The organism is Xenophilus sp. Marseille-Q4582 (genome assembly GCF_916700565.1).
GTDB lineage: Bacteria > Pseudomonadota > Gammaproteobacteria > Burkholderiales > Burkholderiaceae_C > Xenophilus.
In genome coordinates this window covers 212,737-233,042 of record NZ_CAKAKO010000003.1, presented here as the reverse complement: position 1 = coordinate 233,042, position 20,306 = coordinate 212,737, and the positions used below count along the sequence as shown (strand labels likewise).

Genomic DNA, 20,306 nt, shown 5'->3' with positions numbered 1-20,306 from the left:
CCGGGAACAAGGAGAAACACATGAGCGTTCTGGGCATCGATCAGATCACCTACGGCACCGACGACCTGCTGCTCGCGCGCCGCTTCTTCCAGGACTGGGGCCTGACCCTGGCGAATGAGAGCGCCGACGAGCTGGTCTTCGAATGCCTCAACGGCTGCCGCGTGGTGGTGGCCCACATGGACAAGGCCGGGCTGCCGCCTGGCATCGAGGACGGCCCGACGCTGCGTGAAGTGGTGTGGGGTGTGGAAAGCGAGGCCGACCTGGCCCGCTACGCCGACGCGATCCGCAACGACCCCGGCTTCGTCGACGGCGAGGTTCAAGGTGCGCGCCGCATCGGCTGCACCGACCCCAACGGCCTGGCCGTGCGCCTGCAGGTCACGCGCAAGAACGAGCTGACCGATGTCAGCTCGGCCGTGATGAACACCTGGAGCAGCAAGGCCCGCGTGAACCAGCCGGCGCCCATCTACGAGCGCGCCACGCCCATCGAAGTGGGCCACGTGGTCTTCTTCGTGGCCGACGTGAAGGCCGTGGAAGCCTTCTACGAAAGCCGCTTCGGCTTCGTGTCGTCCGACCGCTACCCGGGCCGCGGCGCCTTCATGCGCTGTGCGCAGGAGGGCGGCCACCACGACCTGTTCCTGCTGCAGCTGCCCACGGGCAAGCGCGGCATCAACCACGTGGCCTTCACCGTGCGCGACATCCACGAGGTGTTCGGCGGCGGCCTGCATTTCTCGCGCTGCGGCTGGGAAACCCAGCTCGGCCCGGGCCGGCACCCGGTGTCCTCGGCCTATTTCTGGTATTTCAAGAATCCGGCCGGCGGCCTGATCGAGTACTACGCCGACGAGGACCAGTTGACCGGCGAATGGCAGCCGCGCGAGTTCGAACCCGGCCCCACGGTTTTCGCCGAATGGGCGGTCGACGGCGGCCTGGACGGCCACACGCGGCGCCAGAAGGGCGTCGAGGCCGGCGGCAAGTTCCTCACGGAGAAGAAGGGATGACGATGATGCTGCGCAAGACTTTCATCGCCGCCGCGCTGGGCGCCCTGGTGCTGCCCGCGCTGGCGCAGGCACCGGCCGGTGTGAACGCCGAGGCGTTCAAGCAACTGTCGGACGACAAGTTCACGATCATCTCGCCCTTCCCGCCGGGCGGGCCGGTGGACACGCTGGCGCGCGTGATGGCCGAGGGCCTGTCCAAGCGCTACGGCCAGCCCGCCGTGGTCGACAACGCGCCCGGCGCGGCCGGCAACATCGGCATGGACAAGGTCAAGCGCGCCAAGCCGGATGGCCACACGCTGCTGCTGATTCCGGCGGGCAACCTGACCATCAACCCGACCTTGATGCCCAACTTCCCCTTCAAGGTGGAGAAGGACTTCGCGGCCGTCACGATGCTGGCCAAGGCACCCAACGTGCTGGTGGCGGCGCCGTCCAGCGGCATCAAGAACGCCAGGGACCTGGTCGCGCAGGCCAAGGCCAAGCCGGGCACGCTGTCGTACGCTTCGCCGGGCATCGGCAGCGGCCTGCACCTGGCCGGCGAGCTGTTCAAGCAGCACACGGGCACCGACCTGCTGCACGTGGCCTACAAGGGCACGGGCCCGGCCATGAACGACGTGCTGGGCGGCACGGTGCCGCTGATGTTCACCAACTTGCCGGCCGCGCTGCCGCACCTGGCGGCCGGCAAGCTGGTGGCGCTGGGCATCACCGAAGCGCAGCGCACGCCCGTGGCGCCCGACATCCCCACGCTGGCGGAGCAGGGCATCCAGGGCGTGAATGTCACCTCGTGGTACGGCCTGCTGGCCCCGGCCGGCACGCCGGCCGTGGTGGTGGAGCAGCTCGCGCGCGACGCAGCCGACTTCCTGTCGAAGCCCGACGTGAAGGAGCGCCTCAAGGCCCAGGGCATGACCCAGAACACGATGGCGCCCGCCGCCTTCGCGAAGTACATCAAGGATGAGACGGCCACCTGGGCCGGCGTCATCCAGGCCCGCCAGATCAAGGCGGAATGAAGCCCCGCATCCGTTGACCCCGGCAACCAGGAGATTTCAATGGCCGAACGAATCATGCAACTCGTCCAGGTGATCGGCAGCCAGCTGCCCGCCCCCAGCCAGGAACCCGACCGCTACCTGCAGCCCCGGCAGGCGCAGTACCGCCCGCCCACGAATTACGAAGACCTGCTGGGCGATGCCATCGAGCGCACCTTCGCCGCCGGCGTGCACGACCTGGCCGGCCTGGTCGAAAGCCTCAACCGCCAGGGCATGACCACGCGCGCCGGCGAGCGCTGGACCGAAGAGAACTACGGGCCCGAGATCGCCGCCCTGAGCCGCTGAACCGCACGCCTGAAGGAGAAAGATCATGAGCAACCCACGAATCGATCCGGTGGACCAGCGCCTCGAAGTCGGCCTGAAGGACCTCTGGTACGCGGTGTGCCCCTCGCACTTCATCAAGGAGCGCCCGGTTTCGCTGCAGCGCTTCGGCCACAAGCTCGCCCTCTGGCGTGACGCCCAGGGCCAGGTGCGCGCGCTGGAAGACCGCTGCCCGCACCGCGGCGCGCCGCTGTCGCAGGGCGTGACGCTGGGCGACCGCCTGTCCTGCCCCTACCACGGCGTGGAAGTGCGCCATGACGGCGTGGTCATCAGCGTGCCGGGCAGCCCCGGCTGCAAGCTCGAGGGCCAGAAGGCCACGCGCAGCTTCCATGTGCGCGAGGTGGCCGGCGCCGTCTTCGTCTACAACGCCAGCGAGCCGGTGGACGAGCCGCCGCCGCTGGTGCTGCCCGACGAGCTGACGCAGGACGACGACTACTCGAACTTCCTGTGCTACACGGAATGGAAGTGCGACTACCGCTATGCGCTGGACAACGTCATGGATCCCATGCACGGCACCTTCCTGCACAAGCAGTCGCACTCCATGTCGGAGGGCGACAACACGGCCAAGTTCGCCGTGCGCCCCACCGACACGGGCTTCGTGTTCGAGAAGGAAGGCCAGCGCAACGTCAACTTCGACTGGACCGAGTTCGGCGACACGGGCGCGCACTGGATGCGCCTGGAGATCCCGTACCCGAAGACCGGCGGCCCGGGCGGCAACTTCATCATCGTGGGCATGTGCACGCCCATCACGCCGCAGCTGTCGGCCGTGTTCTTCTGGCGCGTGCGCAAGCTGCCCGCCGGCTGGCAGCGCGACACCTGGCGCTTCCTGTACCGCAACCGGCTGGAGGCGCGCCACTGGCACGTGCTGGAGCAGGACCGCGTGGTGCTCGAGCAGATGCCCGCCGACGCCAACCAGCACGAGAATCTGTACCAGCACGATCTGGGCATCGTGCGCCTGCGCCGCTACCTGCGTGCCCAGGCGCAGGCCCAGCTCGAGAAGCAGGCCGAAACCGCCTGAGGAGACGCGGCGCCGACCGCGGCGCGTGCAGCGGCATGCCGGGCCCGCGCCCGGCGCTGCGTCCAGCGCCGCACTTCGGCCCGCGCCCCGCGGCGCGCCCTTGACCCCCCGACCCGAAAGACCCCCATGTCCGCTTCCACGCTCAAGGCCCTGGTGCACACCCTGCGCTACGAGGCCGATGGCATCGTCAGCGTCGAGTTCCGCCCGGCCAGCGCCGCGGTGGAGTTCCCTCCCTTTGCGGCCGGCTCGCACATCGACCTGCACCTGCCCAACGGCCTGGTGCGCAGCTATTCGCTGTGCAACCCGGCCAGCGACCGCGGCCGCTACGTGGTGGGCGTGCTCAACGACCGGAAAAGCCGCGGCGGCTCGCGCTACGTGCACCAGCAACTGCGCGTGGGGCAGGTGATCGACATCTCGGCGCCGCGCAACAACTTCGAGCTGCACGAGGACGCGCCCAAGTCGGTGCTGGTCTCGGGCGGCATCGGCGTCACGCCCATCTTCTGCATGCTGCAGCGCCTGGCGGCCCTGGGCCGGCCGGTGGAGGTGGTGTACTGCGCGCGCAACCGCCGGGAAGCGGCCTTCGTCGAGGCCATCGAAGGCCTGGCCGACAAGGCCGGCATCACCTGGCATTTCGACGACGAAGCCGGCGGGCCGCCCGACCTGGTGAAGCTGCTGGGCGGCCGCGGCGCCGACAGCCATTACTACTGCTGCGGCCCCACGCCCATGCTCGACGCTTTCGAGAAGAGCTGCGAGCAGCTGGGCTACCCGAATGCGCACATCGAACGCTTTGCCGCCGTGGTGGTGGAGTCGGCCGCCAACGGCCACGGCTTCGAAGTGGTGTGCGAGAAGAGCGGCAAGACCGTCGAAGTGCCGGCGGGCAAGTCGGTGCTGGATTCGCTGATCGACGCGGGCCTCAATCCCGACCACAGCTGCAAGGAAGGCGTGTGCGGCGCGTGCGAGACCGCGGTGCTGGACTTCGACGGCGAGCTGGACCACCAGGACGGCATCCTGACCAAGATCGAACGCCAGTCGGGCAAGACCATGATGATCTGCGTCTCGCGCTGCACCGGCAAGCGGCTGGTGCTCGACATCTATTGATCCGGCCTCAATGAACTTGACTCAAGCCGCATAGCGTACCGTGGCGTGCTCGAAGTACTTGCGGATGCGCTCGGGCTGGCGTTGCACGCTGCGAAGGTGCTTGGCTGTGGCTTTGGCCAGTTGCAGCTTCGTTCGCGCCGGTGCCAGCTTCGTGACCGCCTGCTTGATATCCGCATTGGCCATCTCATCCGGGTTCAACTCCGGGCTATAGCTCGGTAGGTAGAACACCTCGATGGCATCGGCATGCTCGGCCAGCCAGGCCTTGACCGGTTTGGCATGATGCACCCGCAGGTTGTCCAGGATCAGGAACACCTTCTTGGTCTGTCCCTTGATCAGCCGGCGCAGGAAGTCGATCAGGATTGTGGTGTTGAGCGCCCCGTCAAAGATGCGCCAGCGCATCTGCCCTTTGTTGGTCACGGTGGAGATGACCGACAGGTTGTGGCGCTTGTTGTTGACCCGCACCACCGGCGTCTGGCCCTTGGGCGCAAAACCACGGCCGCGTACATCGTCGCTGCGCAGTCCACTCTCGTCGCCCCAGTGAATTTCGGCTCCCTCGGCCTTGGCCCGCGCGGCAATGGCGGGGTAGTCCCCGTCGAGCCACTTCTTGACCGCCGCCGGTGACTGCTCGTAGGCCTTCTTCATCGGCTTTTGCGGCGTGAAGCCCCAGCGCGCCCGGTACTTGCCCATGGTGCGCACTTGCAGTCGCAGCCCAAAGCGCTGTTCGATGAGTTGGGCCACAGCGGCGCGGGTCCACAGCGCGTAGGGCATCTTGAGCTGATCGGGCGTCTTGTCGGCGATGAGCTTGCGCACCAGGGCCTCCTGGGCGGGGTCGAGCAAGCGGTTTTCGCCGAGCTTGCGCCCGCCAATGGCGTCGTGCAGCGCCTTGGCACCGAGCGCCTCATGGCGTTTGCAGATGTTGAAGACGCCTGTGCGACTCAGGCCGGTGAGCGCGGCGATCTTGTCGTAGGTGTTGCCGGCCTTGCGTAGCCGGATGACCTGAACCCGGCGCTCATGCCGCGCTTCGTGGCTCAACGATCTCATGTCAGTTGCTTGCATGAATCCGAGTTGGGGGCGGTGCAGATAAATTCAAGTGCACAAGGGCCGAATCAATAGGAAGCCCGGCCCCTCCCTCCCAAGAAACCTGGCCTGTGGGCCTGCCGCCACGGCAGGCCGGGCCGCTGCATGGCTCCTTCCTTCCTCCTCCCCATGAAATCCGTCGCCCTGTCTTCCCTCGCCGCGGCCGCACTCGGCCTGGGCGCCTGCGCCGCGCAGGCCCAATCCTCCGTCACCGTGTTCGGCACCGTCGACGTGGGCCTGAGCCACGTGCGCACCGACACCGGCTCGCGCACCGGCCTGTCGCACAGCGGCGCCAACATCAGCCGCTTCGGCTTTCGCGGCGTGGAAGACCTGGGCGGCGGCCTCAACGCCAGCTTCTGGCTGGAGGCCGGCTTCTCGCCCGACACGGGCGAGACCAGCACCGGCTTCAACCGCCGCGCCACCGTGAGCCTGTCGGGCCGCTGGGGCGAGCTGCGCCTGGGCCGCGACGACTCGGCCACCTTCCTGAACACGCTGATCTTCGACCCCTTCCTGACCAACGGCGTGGGCGGCACGAACACCTTCGTGATGAACGGCGCGCCGACCATCCAGATCAGCAACGCGGTGAGCTACTTCCTGCCGCCCAACCTGGGCGGCTTCTACGGCCAGGTGCAGCACGCCTTCAGCGAGCGGGCCAACTTCGAGCCCACGGTGGGCGGCGAATACAACGGCGTGCGCTTCGGCTGGCGCGGCGGCGCCTTCCACGCCTCGGCCTCGGCGGCCAAGCTGCAGGGCCTCACGCAGGAGCAGGACCAGCGCTTTCGCAACATCGGCCTGTCCTACGACTTCGGCGTGGCGCAGCCCATGCTGCTGTGGGCCAGCCACAAGCGCGGCGACGTCGACGTGCGTGGCCTGCAGCTGGGCGTGAAGGTGCCGGTGGGCGCGGGCGAGATCCGCGCCTCGGTGGCGCGTTACGACACGCGCGGCAGCGATGCCGACTGGCGCAAGGTCTCGCTGGGCTACGGCCACAACCTGTCGCGCCGCACCCAGCTGTATGCCACCGTGGCGCGCATCAGCAATTCCGACGGCGCGCTCAAGGCCATCGGCGTGCAGGGCCTGGCGGCGCCGAGCAACGTGCCCGGCGGCAAGTCCACCGGCTATGAAGTGGGCATGCGCCACTTCTTCTGAACCGGCCAGGCGATCACAGGGAAGCAAGCGAAGAAAGGGCAGGCATGAAGGACGCGCGGACGATGCGCTGGATGGGCGTGATCACCTTGTTCGTGATCGTGGCCATCTCCTATGTGGACCGGATCAACATCTCGATCCTGATCACGGACCCGGGCTTCCTGGCGCACATCGGCCTGACGCCCGAGGACCGCACGCGCCAGGGCCTGCTGGCCACGGCCTTCATGGTGGGCTACGGCGTGTCCTCCTTCGTGCTCACGCCCTTCGCGGCGGCGCTGTTCGGCGTGCGGCGCAGCCTCATCGCGGGGCTGCTCCTGTGGGGCGTGGTCACCTTCCTGTCGCCGCTGATGAGCAGCTACGGGCTGCTGCTGGCCTCGCGCATCCTGCTGGGCGTGTCAGAGGGGCCGCTGTTCTCGCTGGCCGGCAGCTACATCAAGGCGCACTTCGAAAGCCGCGAGAACGGCAAGCCCAACTCGCTGGTCAACATGGGCACCGGCCTGGGCCTGGCCGTGGGCTACCCCTTCATCGGCTACCTGGTGGCGGGCCATGACTGGGAAACCTCTTTCCACGTGCTGGGCCTGATCAACATCGCGCTGGGCATTCCGCTGGTGCTGGCCTTCATCCGCATGCCCAAGGTGGACACGGGCCTGCCCAAGCCGCGCTCCATGGGCCAGGCGCTGGGGCAAGTGGGCCAGATCGTGCGCGGGGCGCTGCACACGCGGCACCTGGTGCTGGTCACGGTGATGACGGCGGCCTTTCTCTCCTACCTCTGGGGCAGCAGCAACTGGCTGCCGGCCTACCTGAAGGAATCGCGCGGCTTCTCGATGCGCGAGATGGGCTGGCTGGCCTCGCTGCCGCAATACGCGAGCGTGGTCGCCGTGTTCGTGGGCGGCGTGATCATCGACCGCATCCCGCGCCGGCAGGTGCCGCTGATCTTCGTCTTCGGCAGCCTGGGCGTGGCCATCGCGGTGTGGATGGCCATCCACATGCCCGACCGCTACGCCGCCGCCTACTGCCTGATCGCCGCCAACTTCTGCTGGGGCCTGATGAGCCCGGCGTTCCCGAGCACCGTGCAGCACTGCGCGCGGCCCGAGCACGTGGCCAGCGCCTATGGCGTGGTCAACGGCGCGGGCAGCCTGGTCGCCGGCTTCATGCCCGCCATCATGGGCGCCGTGATCGGCTGGACCTCGCAGTCGGCCGGCGGCGGCTTCCTGGCCGGCTTCGGCATGCTGGTGGGCACGCAGATCGTCGTGATGGCCTGCGGCCTGCTGCTGTGGCTGCGCGAGCGCGGCGCGGTGGCCGACGACGCGCCTCCTGCGCCCCATCCGGCCTGACACGGTTCGGTTCTTGCTCGCTTGCTTGCTGTTTCCCCGCTTTCCTGTCTCACCCCACCCACCCCACGATGGGCGCATGCCCGAAGAACGAGGAATTGCCATGAACCAACTGACCCGACGCAGCGCCACCGCCGCGGCCGCCGCCCTGATGCTGGGCACCGGCCTGCTGGCCGCGGGCACCGCGCAGGCCCAGGCCGCCTGGCCGGCCAAGACCATCACGCTCGTCGTGGCCTACCCGGCCGGCGGCGACACCGACGCCATGGCGCGCACCTATGCCGAGAAGCTGGGCCAGCGCCTGGGCCAGGCGGTGGTCGTGGACAACCGGCCCGGCGCGACGGGCACCCTGGGCGCGGGCTACGTGGCCAAGGCGCCGGCCGACGGCTACACGCTGCTGTTCGCGCCCAGCACCTTCGCCATTGCGCCGCTGGTGCTCAAGGGCGGCGTGCCCATGGACGTGAACAAGGACTTCACGCCCATCACGCAGGTGGGCGCCTCCCCGCTGCTGCTGCTGGCCAGCACGCAATCGGGCCTGAAGGACGTCAAGTCGCTGGTGGCCCAGGTCAAGGGCGGCAAGGACATCGCCTACGGCAGCTCCGGCTCGGGCTCGCCCATGCACATCGTGGGCGAGATGTTCAACAAGGCCGCGGGCATCAAGATGACGCACGTGCCGTACAAGGGCATCGCCCCCGGCCTGGCCGACCTGCTGGGCGGCCACCTGCCTACGGTGTACGCCACGCCCGGCGCTGCCGCGGGCTACCTGGCCGACAAGAAGGTCGTGCCATTGGCCGTCACGGGCCAGGGCCGCTCGCCCATCCTGCCCGAGGTGCCCTCGCTGGTCGAGCTGGGCTACAAGGACGTGGACGTGACGGCCTGGTGGGGTCTGTTCGGCCCCAAGGGCGTGCCCGCCGAGGTGGTGAAGAAGATCGAGGCCACCATGCAGGAAGTGATCAAGATGCCCGACGTGGTGGCCAAGCTCAACACCATGGCCGTGACGCCCGAGATCGCCGATGGCGCCGCGCTGGGCCGCACGGTGGCCAACGACCATGCGCGCTTCGGCAAGGTGATCAAGGAGTTCGGCATCCAGGCCGACTGAGCGCCGGGGTCCAGGAACAGGCTCTCAGGCCGGGCTCACCGGCCCGCGGGTGCGCCAGGCGCCCGCGCCCAGCAGCAGCCCCAGCACCGTGAACAGCAGCACCATCGGCGCCGCCGGCGAGGCGTAGAGCAGGTTGGTCGAGGGAATGGCGATGGCGTCCAGCCAGGCCAGCAGGGCGATGCGCGTGAGCACGGCGACCAGCGCGCCGCCGCTCAGCACCATCATCCAGCGCAGGCTTTCGTACTGCCGTGGCCTGCGCAGCCACTGCCACAGCGCCCCGGCCCAGCCCACGAAGGCCGCCAGCGTGAGCAGCGGCCAGACGGCCGCATAGAGCTTCGCGATCGCCCGCGCGGCGGCCTGCTGCAGGCGCATGCGCTGGCCTTCCACGGTGCGCTGCTGCAGGCGCAGGTCCTCGATGCGCAGCGTACCGGCTGCGCTGCGCCACTCGCCGCCGCTTTGCAGGGGCAAGGCGGACGCGCGTGCGTCTGCACCGCCCACCCGCAAGCGGCAGCCGGGCTGGCTGCAGTCAGTGAGGAGGCGCAGGCGTTGCGGCCCTTGCGCGTCCGCTTCCGTCTGCTGTTCCCACCGCCATTGCGCCGGTGCATAGGGCAGCGGGGCCTCGACCGCCAGGGCCGGCAGCGGCGCGCCCTCGACGGCGTCCCAGCGCAAGGCGAGGCTCAGGTCCTGGATGGCCGGGGGCGCGATGCGGCCCACCATCTGCTGCAGGTACGCCAGGTCGTCGACCCGGCCCGTGCTGGGCTGCACGCCGATGGCGCCATCGCCCAGCTGCAGCAGGGCGCGGCCCAGCCAGGCCGCCGCAGCCGCGGCCGCGGGCAGGCGATCGGGCTGGAAGGCCGGCGCCAGGCCCGCGCGGGGCGCGTCGCATGCGATCGCCCCGGAATCGCAGGCGGCATCGATCTCGCGGGCCAGGCGTTCGTAGAAGGCCATCGCGCGCGGCGCGCTCTCGTAGTGGCCCGCCAGCCAGACGGCATCGCGCAAGGCCCACATGAACCAGCCCGAGAGCACTTCGGGACAGACCTCGGCACGCGTCTGTGCGCAGCCCAGCCGCCGCCAGAGGTCGCCGTTTTCGCCTTCGAGCGCGGGCCGCAGCTCGCGTGCGGCCGCGCTCGCCGCATAGGCGCGCCGGCGCGCGTCGGCCGGGAACACGACGTACGGCTGGCGCTGGTCGTGACGGATACGGGCCAGCGCGCCATAGGCCCGCTGGAAGCGCTCGTCCTGGAATTCGGTGGCGAGGAAGACGCCATAGCGCAGGTGGTTGGCGGACTTGACCAGCCCCACGCCCGCGACGCCGACCAGCGCGGCCAGGGCCATCGGCGCCAGCGCGCGCAGCAGGTGGACCGGCCGCGGCGCCAGCGCGGCATGGCGCGCCGCTGCGCGCCGTTGCCGGCGCAGCCGGTCCGCCAGCACGGCACCGGCCATCGTGGCCAGCGCGGGCAGCAGCCACACGCCTTCCTCTCGCGTGCACCAGTACGCGGCCAGCACCAGGCCGGCGAGCCCGGCCAGCGCCCAGGTGCGCCGCCCGCGGCGAGGGCGGCGCGGCGGCAGCAGCAGCGCGGCGCCCAGCCCCAGCAGGGCCAGCGATTCGGACAGGTAGAGTCCTTCGCGGATGATGCGCGCCAGCTCCGGATGCCACAGCACGGGGTTGAAGGCCAGGGCCGCGAACAGCAGCAGCCCCGCGCCCGGCCGGCGCAGGCGCCGGGCCAGCGCGGTGGCCAGCGCCGCGCTCACGCCCAGGTACAGCAGGTGCTCGGCCAGCTTCAGCGGGATCGCCAGCGCCGCGCTGAGCGCAATGAAGAGCGGGTAGCCCATGCCCTTGGCCAGCGTCAGCCGGTCGAAGGCGCCCAGCCACTGGCCGCTGCCCAGCGCATAGGCCAGGCGCACGAACAGCGCATCGTCGAAGCCCGCGCCGGCCACCGCCTGGGCCGGAAAGCCCATGCGCAGCCACAGGCTGGCCGCGGCCAGCGCCGCGCCGGCCAGCAGCCAGGGCCGGCGCGATACCGCCCCCGCGCCCGGCGACGCGCGGCTCAGGTGGGGGGCGGTGATGGTGGGGAAGGGGGCGCGGCGGGTGGGCGACTTCATCTCAGGCGCCGGCCGCGGCCGGCGCCACGCTCGCGCCCACGATGCCGTGGCGCGCCAGCGCGTCGGCCACGAAGCCGCTGGCCTTCATCCGTTCCACGAACCCCGCCAGCGCGGCGGCGGCCTCGGCGCCGCGCGAGGCCGGCAGGCCCATCGCCTGCTGGATCTGCATGAAGCGGCCCGGCAGCATGCGCAGCGAGGCGTCGGCCGCCGCCCAGCCTTCGAGCAGCTGGCGGATGCCCGCGGCCACTTCCACCTGGCCGCCGATGAGCGCCTCGCGCACCGCATCGGCGCTGGGAACGCGTTCGATGTGCGCCTGGCCGATCTCGCGCGTGAGGAACAGGTCGTAGGCGCTGCCCACGCCGACAGCGATGCCCGTGCCCGCGCGGTCGACCTCGGCGTTGCCTTGCAGCGGCGAGTCGGCGCGCACCAGGTAGCTGCCTTCGATCAGCACATAGGGCGCCGAGAAACGCAGCCCTTCGCTGCGCGCCGGGTCGACGGCGAAGAAGCCCACGTCGGCGGCTTCGCCCTTCACGGCCTCGACCGATTTCATGGCCTTCTCGAAAGGCAGCAGTTCCAGCGGCGCGTCCAGCGCGGCCGCCAATGCGCGGGCCAGGTCCACCGACACGCCGAACAGCTCGCCGCTGTCCGCATGGCGGCCCGCGAGGATGGGATTGCCGAGGTTGATGGAGGCGCGCAACACGCCCGTGGGCGCGAAAGCCTGGCGCAGGGCCGGCGAGGGCAGGGGCAGGGACATGGTCGATGAGCGGCAGCGGGGAGGATGCAAGGCGCTGGGGCCACGGAACGGCCGTTATCCTAACTTCGGGCCCGGGCGCCCGCGGCGGCGGGCGCCGCGCGTTCACCCGCGCGGCATGCGCACCCACATGGCGGCGCCGGGGCCTCGCTTAGCATGCGGCGATCTTCCGCACGGCCCCGCGCCCCTTCAGATCACACCTCCCAACCATGCAGGAACGCAGCAAGAACTCCCTCCCGGGCATTCCCCTCCTGGTGCTGGCCGCGGCCGTCCTCCTGGGCGCCCTCTACCTGTTCCTGGCGCCAGGCCAGATGCGCCAGATGGGCGGGCTGGTGCCGCTGATCACTGCTGGCGTGCTGCTCCTGGTCGTCGTCAAGGGGCTCTACACCGTCGAGCCCAACCAGGCGGTGGTGCTGGAGCTGTTCGGCAAGTACGTGGGCACCGTCAAGCAGACCGGGCTGCGCTGGAACAACATCTTCTTCGGCCAGCGCAAGATCAGCCTGCGCGTGCGCAACTTCGAAAGCGGCGTGCTCAAGGTCAACGACCTGGAAGGCAGTCCGATCGAGATCGCCGCCGTGATCGTGTGGGAAGTGGTGGATGCGTCGGAGGCCGTCTACAACGTGGACGACTACGAGGACTTCGTGCACGTGCAGTCCGAATCGGCCCTGCGCTCGATGGCCACCAGCTACCCGTACGACAGCACCGACGAGGGCCAGCTTTCGCTGCGCGGCCATGCGGCCGAGATCAGCGAACACCTGCAGGCCGAGCTGGCCGAGCGCCTGGCCGACGCGGGCGTGCGCGTGCGCGAGGCACGCATCAGCCACCTGGCCTACGCGCCCGAGATCGCCCAGGCCATGCTGCAGCGCCAGCAGGCCAATGCCGTGATCGCCGCGCGCACCCGCATCGTCGCGGGCGCCGTCGGCATGGTGGAAATGGCGCTGGCCGACCTGCAGAAAAGCGGCGTGGTGCAGCTCAACGAGGAGCACAAGGCGCAGATGGTGAGCAACCTGCTGGTGGTGCTGTGCAGCGACCGCGGCGCGCAGCCGATGGTGCAGGCGGGCGGCTCGATCAAGGCCCAGGGCTGAGCGCGCGGGCCGCCGTTCAGCCACCGCCCGGTGGCGGGCGGAAGCCGGGCGGAAGCTCTCGATGATCCGCTCCTCGGCCCGTTCCAGTGCGGTGCAGCAGGTCTGCAGGCCGACGCGCAGCGCACGCCGGGCCTTGGCCCAGCCGCCCGCTGGGACGTGGGGCACCGATGCGGCCTTTTCGTCTTCCCGGGGTCCGTGTCCCGAGTCCCTGCAGGGCGGTGAGCTGTTCATGGGACCTCATGCTCGTGCGCCGGCTAAGATCCGTAAAGTTGAATTCAATGACACTGAGCATCAGAAAGCCTGATGCGTAATCTCAACCTGGACCAGTTGCAAACCCTGATCGCCATCGCCGACCTGGGTACCTTCGCGGCGGCGGCGCAGGCGCTGCACCTGGCGCCCCCCACGGTCAGCCTGCACATCAAGGAACTGGAGTCCCGGCTGGACGCCGTGCTGCTCGTGCGCGGACGCCGTCAGGCCGAACTGACGCCGGCTGGCGAGGCGCTGGTACAGGAAGGCCGCAAGCTGCTGGAGGCGAGCGATGACCTGGTCGAGCGCGTCCGCCGCCGCGCCGCAGGCAAAGAGGGGCTGGTGCGCATCGGCGTCTCGGCCGGTGTCAGCACGCGCCTGCTGCCGCTGATCCTCGAGGCGCTGGCGGCCCGCAGCCCAGGCGTGGAAGTGCGGCTGGACGCGACAGGCTCGGCCGATGCCATGCGGCGGCTGCAGGCCGGCACGCTGGATATCGGAATCGTCGCCAGTCCTCAGGCCGACGTGGCGGCCGTCCGCATGGAGCCCTGGCGCAACGATGCCATGGTCGTGTTGCTGCCCGCTTCGTGGGAGGCGCCGTCCCAGGTCACTCCCGATTGGCTGGCGGCGCGCCGCTGGGCGTCGTTCGCGCCGGCCACACAGATGCATGGGCTGATCGCGGCATGGTTCGGCAGGGCGGGCTACAACCCGCGGCCCTTTCTCACGCTGAGCTATCCGGGCGCCTTGAAGAGTCTCGCTGCCGCGAGCCAGAGTGCCGCCATCCTGCCGCTGGAAGAGGTGAAAGACGAACGCCTGGCGCTGGGCGTGCAGATTCGCCACCTGTCGCCGCCGTTGATGCGGCCGATGGCGCTGGCCCATCGCCGCGCGCCGGCGCCGGGGCCCGCGGTGCTGGCCGTGCTGGACGTGCTCCGGTCGTTTGCCGATTCCTGAGGCAGGAGCCTGCCCGGCCTCGGTCCTACTGCGCGTAGCCCGGGCTTTCGCGGTCCAGCTTGCGCAGCAAGGCCGGCCAGGCGATGTTGGCGCCCAGGCCCGTGGTGACCTTCTTCATGACCTGCGTGAGGCCCTGCAGGATCTGCGGATTCACCTGCACCAGTTCGCCGCCGGCCTGGGCGTCGATCTGGATGCGGCAGGCGTTCTCGAAGGTGTACATGTGCAAGAAGGCATCGGCCACGGTCTTGCCCACGGTGAGCAAGCCATGGTTGCGCAGCATCAGATAGTTGTTGCCGCCCAGGTCCTGCTGCAGTCGCGGCTGCTCGTCGTCGCGCACGGCCACGCCCTCGTAGTCGTGGTAGGCCAGCGAGGCCAGCACGAAGGTGCTCTGCTGGCTGATCGGAAGCACGCCGCATTTCTGCGCGCTCACGGCCACGCCTGCGCGACTGTGCGTGTGCAGGACGCACTGCACGTCTTCTCGCGCGGCATGGATGCAGCTGTGGATCACGAAGCCGGCCGGGTTGACCGGGTAGGGCGAGTCGATGAGCTTGTTGCACGCCATGTCCACCTTCACCAGGCTGGACGCGGTGATTTCGTCGAACATCAGCCCGTAGGGGTTGATGAGGAAGTGATGCTCCGGCCCCGGGATGCGGGCGCTGATGTGCGTGAAGACCAGGTCGCTCCAGCCGTACAGCGCCACCAGGCGGTAGCAGGCGGCAAGGTCGACGCGCAGCTGCCATTCCTCGTCGGACACCTGGTCGCGGACCTGGCGGATCTGCTGGGCTTCGGCGGATGTGAGGGCGTTCATGGGATGTCTCCTTGCCGGGGGGCGGCGGCGTGCAGGTCGGTGAAAGGGGGCGGAAAGAAGGGCAGAAAGGCGTTCGTGCCGGACGCGTGCGGCCTCGGGCAGGGGCGGGTCAGGCCGCCGCCTCGGCGGGCTGCTTGAGCGCGTCCTTGTAGAGGCTCTGGCGCGGCTGGGCCATCACGCGGCGCAGCATCGGCGCGAACTCGCTGATGGGCAGGGTTTCGGCCCGGGGGTCGAAGGCCGGGTTGTCGTACAGGGCGCAGAACTCGGCCGTGCGCTCGTAGTGCGGATGGGCGCGGAACTGGTCGCGCAGGTCGCGGTCCAGGCCGATGTGGTGGAAGAAGTAGTGGCCCTGGAAGATGCCGTGGTGCTTGACCATCCAGTGGTTGGCCTCGCTCACGAAGGGCTGCAGGATGGCGGCCGCGATGTCGGGGTGGTTGAAGCTGCCCAGCGTGTCGCCGATGTCGTGCAGCAGCGCGCACACCACGTACTCCTCGTCGCGGCCGTCGCGCAGCGCGCGCGTGGCGGTCTGCAGCGAATGGGTGTAGCGGTCGACCGGGAAGCCGCCGTAGTCGCCTTCGAGGATCTTGAGGTGCGCCATCACGCGCTCGGGCAGGCCCTGGGCGAACTGCATGAATTCGCCGCCGATGGCCTGCCAGTCCTCGCGCGTGCTGTCTTCCATGCGTACGAACTGGGCTCTTGCATTCATCGCTGTGTCTCCGGTGTCGGGTCGTGGGGGCGAGGGCCTGTGAACGCTATGGAAGGGGATCGCGTTGCTTCGCCAAGGGGCTGGATGCAAGGCGCCCGCGCGCAGCAAGGCTGACGCCTTGCCAGCGCGGGCAACGCCGCAGACGGCCCCTTGGCGAAGCAACCGGAAGGGAAGTTCATCCCAACCCGCCCCTCGGCGTTGCGCTCCTTGTGCGTGTACACACACGCACGGCGTCGCGCGCCTTGATGGGCGGGCTGGGATGAGCTTCGCGACCCCTTCCATAGCGTTCACAGGCCCTTGTGACTGGCGGCCACTTTAGGCCGGCCGCTGGCGTGCAACTGTCCGAAATCGGACAATCCGGGGCCCGCGTTTACCCGCCCCGACCGCGCTTCAGACTCCTTTGCGACATGGCCCAGGCTCCCCGCCTCACGGCTGCCCAGCGCAGCGCTTTTCTCGGCAATCCCTGGTTCGCTTCGCTGTCACGCAGCCAGCGCGAGGCGCTGGTCGGCGCGGCCGAGCTGCTGCACCTGCGCCGCGGCGAGATGCTGTTCCGCCAGGGCGACCCGGCCGGCGCCGCCGGCAGCGGCTTCTACGGGCTGGCCGCGGGCACGATCAAGTCGTCGACCCTGCGCGGCGACGGGCGCGAGGCGATCCTGGCCGTGCTGGAGCCGGGCAACTGGTTCGGAGAGATCACGCTGATCGACGGCGCGCCGCGCACGCACGACGCCACGGCGCTGTCGGCCATCACGGTGCTGGCGGTGCCGCCCGAGGCCTTCGCGCGGCTGATGCGCGATGCGTCCTTCGCCAACGCCATGGCCCGCCTGCTCGCGGGTCGCGTGCGGCTGCTCTACGGGCTGGCCGAAGACAACACGCTGCGCGACCTGCGGGCGCGCGTGGCGCGGCGCCTGCTGTCGCTGGCGCGCGGCGACGCGACGCAGGCCGCCAATGCCCGCCCGCGCGTCGTGCTGCCGCAGGAGGCGCTGGCCATGATGCTGGGCGTGACGCGCCAGACGCTGTCGGCGCAGCTCAACGCGCTGGCGGCCGAGGGCGTGATTCGCCTGGGCTACCGGCGCGTGGACATCCTGGACTTCGACGCGCTGGCCGCCCTTGGGCGCTGATGGCGGGGCTTTTCTGCGCCTTCAGCGGATGATGCGTCCGTCGGCGCTGATGGAGACCAGTTCGATGGCGGTGGTGGCCTCGCGCACGCCGGCGCGCAGGTTCAGGCGGAAGCCGCCCACGGCGTAGTGCGTCATGCCGGCCAGGGTGCGCGCCAGCGCGGCGCTGGTGGCGCCGCGGCCGGTGCGGCGCACGGCTTCGCACAGCGTCTTGGCGGCGATGAAGCCTTCCAGGCTTTCATAGCCCGCGCCCTGGTCGGACTGCTCGATGGCGGCCAGGTATTCGCGCACGACCGGGATGGCGCGGTTGCCCGGCGAGGGCACGACCTGCGAGACCACCACGCCGCGGATCTGCTTGTCCAGTGCGAAGAAGAGCGGGCCCACGCCCACGGCCGAGAAGCTGAGGAAATTGCCGGCATAGCCGGTCTGGCGCATCTTCTGGATGAAGGCCGCGGTGTTCTGGAACAGCGAGGCCTGGATGATGGCCTGCGGCTGCGCCTTCTGCACGGCGGCCACGGCCGCGTCCACGCTCTGCGCCTGGGCGGACAGCAGCGCGGTGGCCACGGGAGGCGGCAGCTTCAGCTCGCCCACTGCATGCTGCACGGCCTCCAGGCCGGCGCGGCCCATGGCATCGTCATCGCCCACCACGGCGATGCGCGTGAGGCCGATGGTGGCGCAGTGCTGCACCATCTTGAAGGCCTCGTCGGCCATGCCGGGCCGTACCAGGTAGACCTGCGGATGGGCCGGGCCGCGCAGCGTGTCGGGCGCGGCGAAGGGGCCGAAGAAGACCGCGCCCTGCTGCTGCGCCACGGCGGCCGCGGCCGCGGTGCTGGCGGTGCCCACGAAGCCGAAGAGGGCGGCCGCCCCGTCCTGCAGCAGGCGCCGGGCGTTGGCGGCGGCGCGCTCCGCCGCGTAGCCGTCGTCCAGCTGGCGCAATTCCACGCGCACTGGCACGTCGGGCCGCTGGTTGAACGCATCCACATAGAGCTTGGCGCCGGCTGCGTAGGCCAGGCCGATCTCGCTGGCCGGCCCGGTGAGCGGGGCGGACTGGCCAAGGAGCACGGCCGGCTTGTCGGCCCCGGCCTGCGCGCGCGCCGCCCGGCCCAGGCTGGCGATGAAGGCCCCGGCACCGGCCCACTGGATCCACCGTCGTCTTTGAAGAGGCATGGTGATGCTTGACGTTTGGTAACAGTCAAAACATCGTAGCAACACTGATGCCTGCGCGACACCCCCCCTGGATGTGCGCCTTGGGGTTAGTCCTTTGGTTTCCGGCTGGGCATGCGGGATGGCGGTCCGGGCCGTGGCGTTCGCCGGGCCCGGCCGCCTTCAGCGCCGCTTCTTGGCGCCGAAGATGCCGCCCAGCACGCCGCGCAGGATTTCCCGCCCCACATTGGTGCCCACGGTGCGCACGGCCGACTTGGCCATGGTCTGGACCAGGCCGTCCTTGCGCCCGCCGCGCGGGCCGGTGCTGCCGAACAGCAGTTCGTTGAGGAAGCTGCTGCCGCCGCCGTCCTCGCCGCCGGCCTTGCCTGCCGCGGGCGTGCCCGCCGCGGCCGGCGCGTCGGGTGCCGATTCGGCCCGGCCCTTGAGCACTTCGTAGGCCGATTCGCGGTCCACCGCCTTTTCGTACACGCCCGCCACCAGCGATCCGGCGATCAGCTGCTGCCGCTGGGCCGGCGTGATCGGGCCGATCTGGCTGCCCGGCGGCAGCACGTACACGCGTTCGGTGATGCCGGGGCGGCCCTTTTCGTCGAGCAGGCTGACCAGCGCCTCGCCCACGGCCAGCTCGGTGATGGCGGTCTCGAGGTCCAGGCCCGGCTTCTGGCGCATGGTCTGGGCCGTGGCCTTGACGGCCTTCTGGTCGCGCGGCGTGAAAGCGCGCAGCGCATGCTGCACGCGGTTGCCCAGCTGGGCCAGCACCGAATCGGGAATGTCCAGCGGGTTCTGCGTCACGAAATAGACGCCCACGCCCTTGGAGCGCACCAGCCGCACCACCAGTTCGATGCGCTCGACCAGCGCCTTGGGCGCCTCGTTGAACAGCAGGTGGGCCTCGTCGAAGAAAAAAGCCAGCTTGGGCTTGTCGGGGTCGCCGATCTCGGGCAGCTGCTCGAACAGCTCCGACAGCATCCACAACAGGAAGGTGGCGTACAGCCGCGGCGAGTTCATGAGCTTGTCGGCCGCCAGGATGTTGACCACCCCGCGCCCGTCCTGGGTCTGCATGAAGTCGTTGATGTCGAGCATGGGCTCGCCGAAGAACTTGTCGCCGCCCTGCGATTCGATGGCCAGCAGCCCGCGCTGGATGGCACCCACGCTGGCGGCGCTGATGTTGCCGTAGGCGGTGGTGAACTGCTTGGCGTTGTCGCCCACGTGCTGCAGCATGGCGCGCAGGTCCTTCAGGTCCAGCAGCAGCAGGCCGGCGTCGTCGGCGATCTTGAACACGAGGTTCAGCACGCCGGCCTGGGTCTCGTTGAGGTCCAGCATGCGCGCCAGCAGCAGCGGGCCCATGTCCGAGACGGTGGCACGCACCGGGTGGCCCTGTTGGCCGAACACGTCCCACAGCGTGACGGGGCAGGCCAGCGGCGCGGGCAGTTCGATGCCGCGCTCCTGGAGCGTGTTGGCCATCTTGCCGCCGATGCTGCCGGCCTGGCTGATGCCCGTGAGGTCGCCCTTCACGTCGGCCATGAACACCGGCACGCCGATGCCCGACAGCTTCTCGGCCAGGGTCTGCAGCGTCACCGTCTTGCCGGTGCCCGTGGCGCCGGTGATCAGGCCGTGCCGGTTGGCCAGGCCAGGAAGCAGGAAACACTCGATCGCGCCGTGACGGGCAAGCAGCAGGGGGGCGGCCATGGGGGCTCCGGAAAATGCAGGTGAGCCAGTCTATCCAAGGGCATGGCCGCCCCCCGTGCCCCGCGCTGCGCCGGGCCGGGCACCCGAAGGGTCGCTTCTATAATTCGCGGCCTTTTCGTGACCTTGTTCAACCTTCTCAGGAAGCTCCCGCGTGACCTCCAACGTGCCCCCCGCGTCTGCATCTTCCGCCGCCCAGTCGCCGCTCGAGAGCGAACTGGCGCAGGTGCTGGTCGAGGCGCTGAATCTCGACGTCGCGCCGGCCGAGATCGACCCCACCGCCTCGCTGTTCGGCGACGGCCTGGGCCTGGATTCCATCGACATCCTCGAACTGGCCCTCGAGATCTCGCGCCGCTACGGCTTCCAGCTGCGTTCGGACGACGAGCGCAACAAGCAGATCTTCGAATCGCTGCGCAGCCTGGCCGTGCACGTCGAGGCCAACCGCGCCGCATGAGCGGTCCCCTTGCATCGCCGGTCAGCCACCGCTGCGCAGGCCGCTGAGATGAAACGACCCCCACGCTCCCCCGCTTCGCGCGGTCCGCTGCCCCCCGAGGGGGTGCGTCAGTGCCTGCTGGCGGCCGGGCGCC

19 protein-coding genes are annotated in these 20,306 nt (G+C 70.0%); 12 read left to right on the top strand and 7 right to left on the bottom strand.

Translation table 11 applies throughout. From position 1 onward, the window contains the following. Positions 1–20 precede the first annotated feature (20 nt). The 5 genes from LG388_RS11545 to LG388_RS11525 all read left to right on the top strand — a co-directional run bounded on the left by LG388_RS11545 (position 21) and on the right by LG388_RS11525 (position 4,469). A complete protein-coding gene (locus LG388_RS11545; protein ID WP_225782967.1) occupies positions 21–995 on the top strand; it encodes a VOC family protein in 975 nt (324 codons plus the stop codon). Positions 996–1,000: 5 nt separating this feature from the next. Continuing rightward, a complete protein-coding gene (locus LG388_RS11540; RefSeq protein ID WP_370630173.1) occupies positions 1,001–1,996 on the top strand; it encodes a Bug family tripartite tricarboxylate transporter substrate binding protein in 996 nt (331 codons plus the stop codon). 39 nt (positions 1,997–2,035) lie between these two features. Next, on the top strand, positions 2,036–2,317 hold the full coding sequence (locus tag LG388_RS11535) for a recombinase-like helix-turn-helix domain-containing protein (RefSeq protein WP_370630146.1): 282 nt from the start codon (positions 2,036–2,038) through the stop codon (positions 2,315–2,317). Between the two features lie 25 nt (positions 2,318–2,342). Continuing rightward, complete coding sequence (locus LG388_RS11530; protein ID WP_225782965.1) at positions 2,343–3,371, top strand: aromatic ring-hydroxylating dioxygenase subunit alpha; 1,029 nt, start codon at positions 2,343–2,345, stop codon at positions 3,369–3,371. A gap of 126 nt (positions 3,372–3,497) precedes the next feature. Beyond that, entirely contained in the window at positions 3,498–4,469 is a 972-nt protein-coding gene (locus LG388_RS11525; RefSeq protein WP_225782964.1) for a PDR/VanB family oxidoreductase, read from the top strand. Between the two features lie 21 nt (positions 4,470–4,490). Here LG388_RS11525 and LG388_RS11520 read toward each other — a convergent pair whose 3' ends face one another. Beyond that, the gene (locus tag LG388_RS11520) at positions 4,491–5,525 is read right to left on the bottom strand and encodes an IS630 family transposase (RefSeq protein WP_225782963.1); all 1,035 of its coding nucleotides are present in this window, start codon (positions 5,523–5,525) and stop codon (positions 4,491–4,493) included. Between the two features lie 150 nt (positions 5,526–5,675). Between LG388_RS11520 and LG388_RS11515 the strand changes: the two genes are divergently transcribed. The 3 genes from LG388_RS11515 (at position 5,676) to LG388_RS11505 (ending at position 9,116) form a co-directional block, all read left to right on the top strand. Beyond that, positions 5,676–6,692 carry a porin gene (locus LG388_RS11515; RefSeq protein ID WP_225782962.1) on the top strand — a complete coding sequence of 339 codons (1,017 nt, stop codon included), beginning with the start codon at positions 5,676–5,678 and terminating at the stop codon, positions 6,690–6,692. 44 nt (positions 6,693–6,736) lie between these two features. Continuing rightward, complete coding sequence (locus tag LG388_RS11510; RefSeq protein ID WP_225782961.1) at positions 6,737–8,023, top strand: MFS transporter; 1,287 nt, start codon at positions 6,737–6,739, stop codon at positions 8,021–8,023. A 100-nt stretch (positions 8,024–8,123) separates the two neighbouring features. Further along, the gene (locus LG388_RS11505; RefSeq protein ID WP_225782960.1) at positions 8,124–9,116 is read left to right on the top strand and encodes a tripartite tricarboxylate transporter substrate binding protein; all 993 of its coding nucleotides are present in this window, start codon (positions 8,124–8,126) and stop codon (positions 9,114–9,116) included. 24 nt (positions 9,117–9,140) lie between these two features. Here the strand turns inward: LG388_RS11505 and LG388_RS11500 are convergent, their stop codons facing one another. Both LG388_RS11500 and LG388_RS11495 read right to left on the bottom strand, forming a co-directional pair. Then, on the bottom strand, positions 9,141–11,216 hold the full coding sequence (locus LG388_RS11500) for a hypothetical protein (protein WP_225782959.1): 2,076 nt from the start codon (positions 11,214–11,216) through the stop codon (positions 9,141–9,143). A gap of 1 nt (position 11,217) precedes the next feature. After that, a complete protein-coding gene (locus LG388_RS11495) occupies positions 11,218–11,970 on the bottom strand; it encodes a transporter substrate-binding domain-containing protein (RefSeq protein ID WP_225782958.1) in 753 nt (250 codons plus the stop codon). Between the two features lie 206 nt (positions 11,971–12,176). On the opposite strand from LG388_RS11495, the gene LG388_RS11490 reads away from it, so the two are divergent. Together LG388_RS11490 and LG388_RS11485 are read left to right on the top strand one after the other, a co-directional pair. Then, positions 12,177–13,052 (top strand): SPFH domain-containing protein, encoded by an 876-nt coding sequence (locus LG388_RS11490; RefSeq protein WP_225782957.1) that lies wholly within the window; start codon positions 12,177–12,179, stop codon positions 13,050–13,052. Between the two features lie 303 nt (positions 13,053–13,355). Continuing rightward, positions 13,356–14,246 carry a LysR family transcriptional regulator gene (locus LG388_RS11485; RefSeq protein ID WP_225782956.1) on the top strand — a complete coding sequence of 297 codons (891 nt, stop codon included), beginning with the start codon at positions 13,356–13,358 and terminating at the stop codon, positions 14,244–14,246. Positions 14,247–14,271: 25 nt separating this feature from the next. On the opposite strand, the gene LG388_RS11480 is transcribed toward LG388_RS11485, so the two are convergent. Both LG388_RS11480 and LG388_RS11475 read right to left on the bottom strand, forming a co-directional pair. After that, positions 14,272–15,054 (bottom strand): class II aldolase/adducin family protein, encoded by a 783-nt coding sequence (locus LG388_RS11480; protein WP_225782955.1) that lies wholly within the window; start codon positions 15,052–15,054, stop codon positions 14,272–14,274. Positions 15,055–15,163: 109 nt separating this feature from the next. Next, positions 15,164–15,760 (bottom strand): HD domain-containing protein, encoded by a 597-nt coding sequence (locus LG388_RS11475; protein ID WP_225782954.1) that lies wholly within the window; start codon positions 15,758–15,760, stop codon positions 15,164–15,166. Between the two features lie 407 nt (positions 15,761–16,167). Here LG388_RS11475 and LG388_RS11470 point away from each other — a divergent pair, with 407 nt between their 5' ends. After that, a complete protein-coding gene (locus tag LG388_RS11470) occupies positions 16,168–16,878 on the top strand; it encodes a Crp/Fnr family transcriptional regulator (protein ID WP_225782953.1) in 711 nt (236 codons plus the stop codon). 21 nt (positions 16,879–16,899) lie between these two features. Here LG388_RS11470 and LG388_RS11465 read toward each other — a convergent pair whose 3' ends face one another. Together LG388_RS11465 and LG388_RS11460 are read right to left on the bottom strand one after the other, a co-directional pair. Next, a complete protein-coding gene (locus LG388_RS11465) occupies positions 16,900–18,042 on the bottom strand; it encodes an ABC transporter substrate-binding protein (protein WP_225782952.1) in 1,143 nt (380 codons plus the stop codon). A 159-nt stretch (positions 18,043–18,201) separates the two neighbouring features. Then, positions 18,202–19,722 carry a helicase HerA-like domain-containing protein gene (locus tag LG388_RS11460; protein ID WP_225782951.1) on the bottom strand — a complete coding sequence of 507 codons (1,521 nt, stop codon included), beginning with the start codon at positions 19,720–19,722 and terminating at the stop codon, positions 18,202–18,204. A 151-nt stretch (positions 19,723–19,873) separates the two neighbouring features. On the opposite strand from LG388_RS11460, the gene LG388_RS11455 reads away from it, so the two are divergent. Next, on the top strand, positions 19,874–20,173 hold the full coding sequence (locus LG388_RS11455) for a phosphopantetheine-binding protein (RefSeq protein ID WP_225782950.1): 300 nt from the start codon (positions 19,874–19,876) through the stop codon (positions 20,171–20,173). The last annotated feature ends 133 nt before the right edge of the window (positions 20,174–20,306 follow it).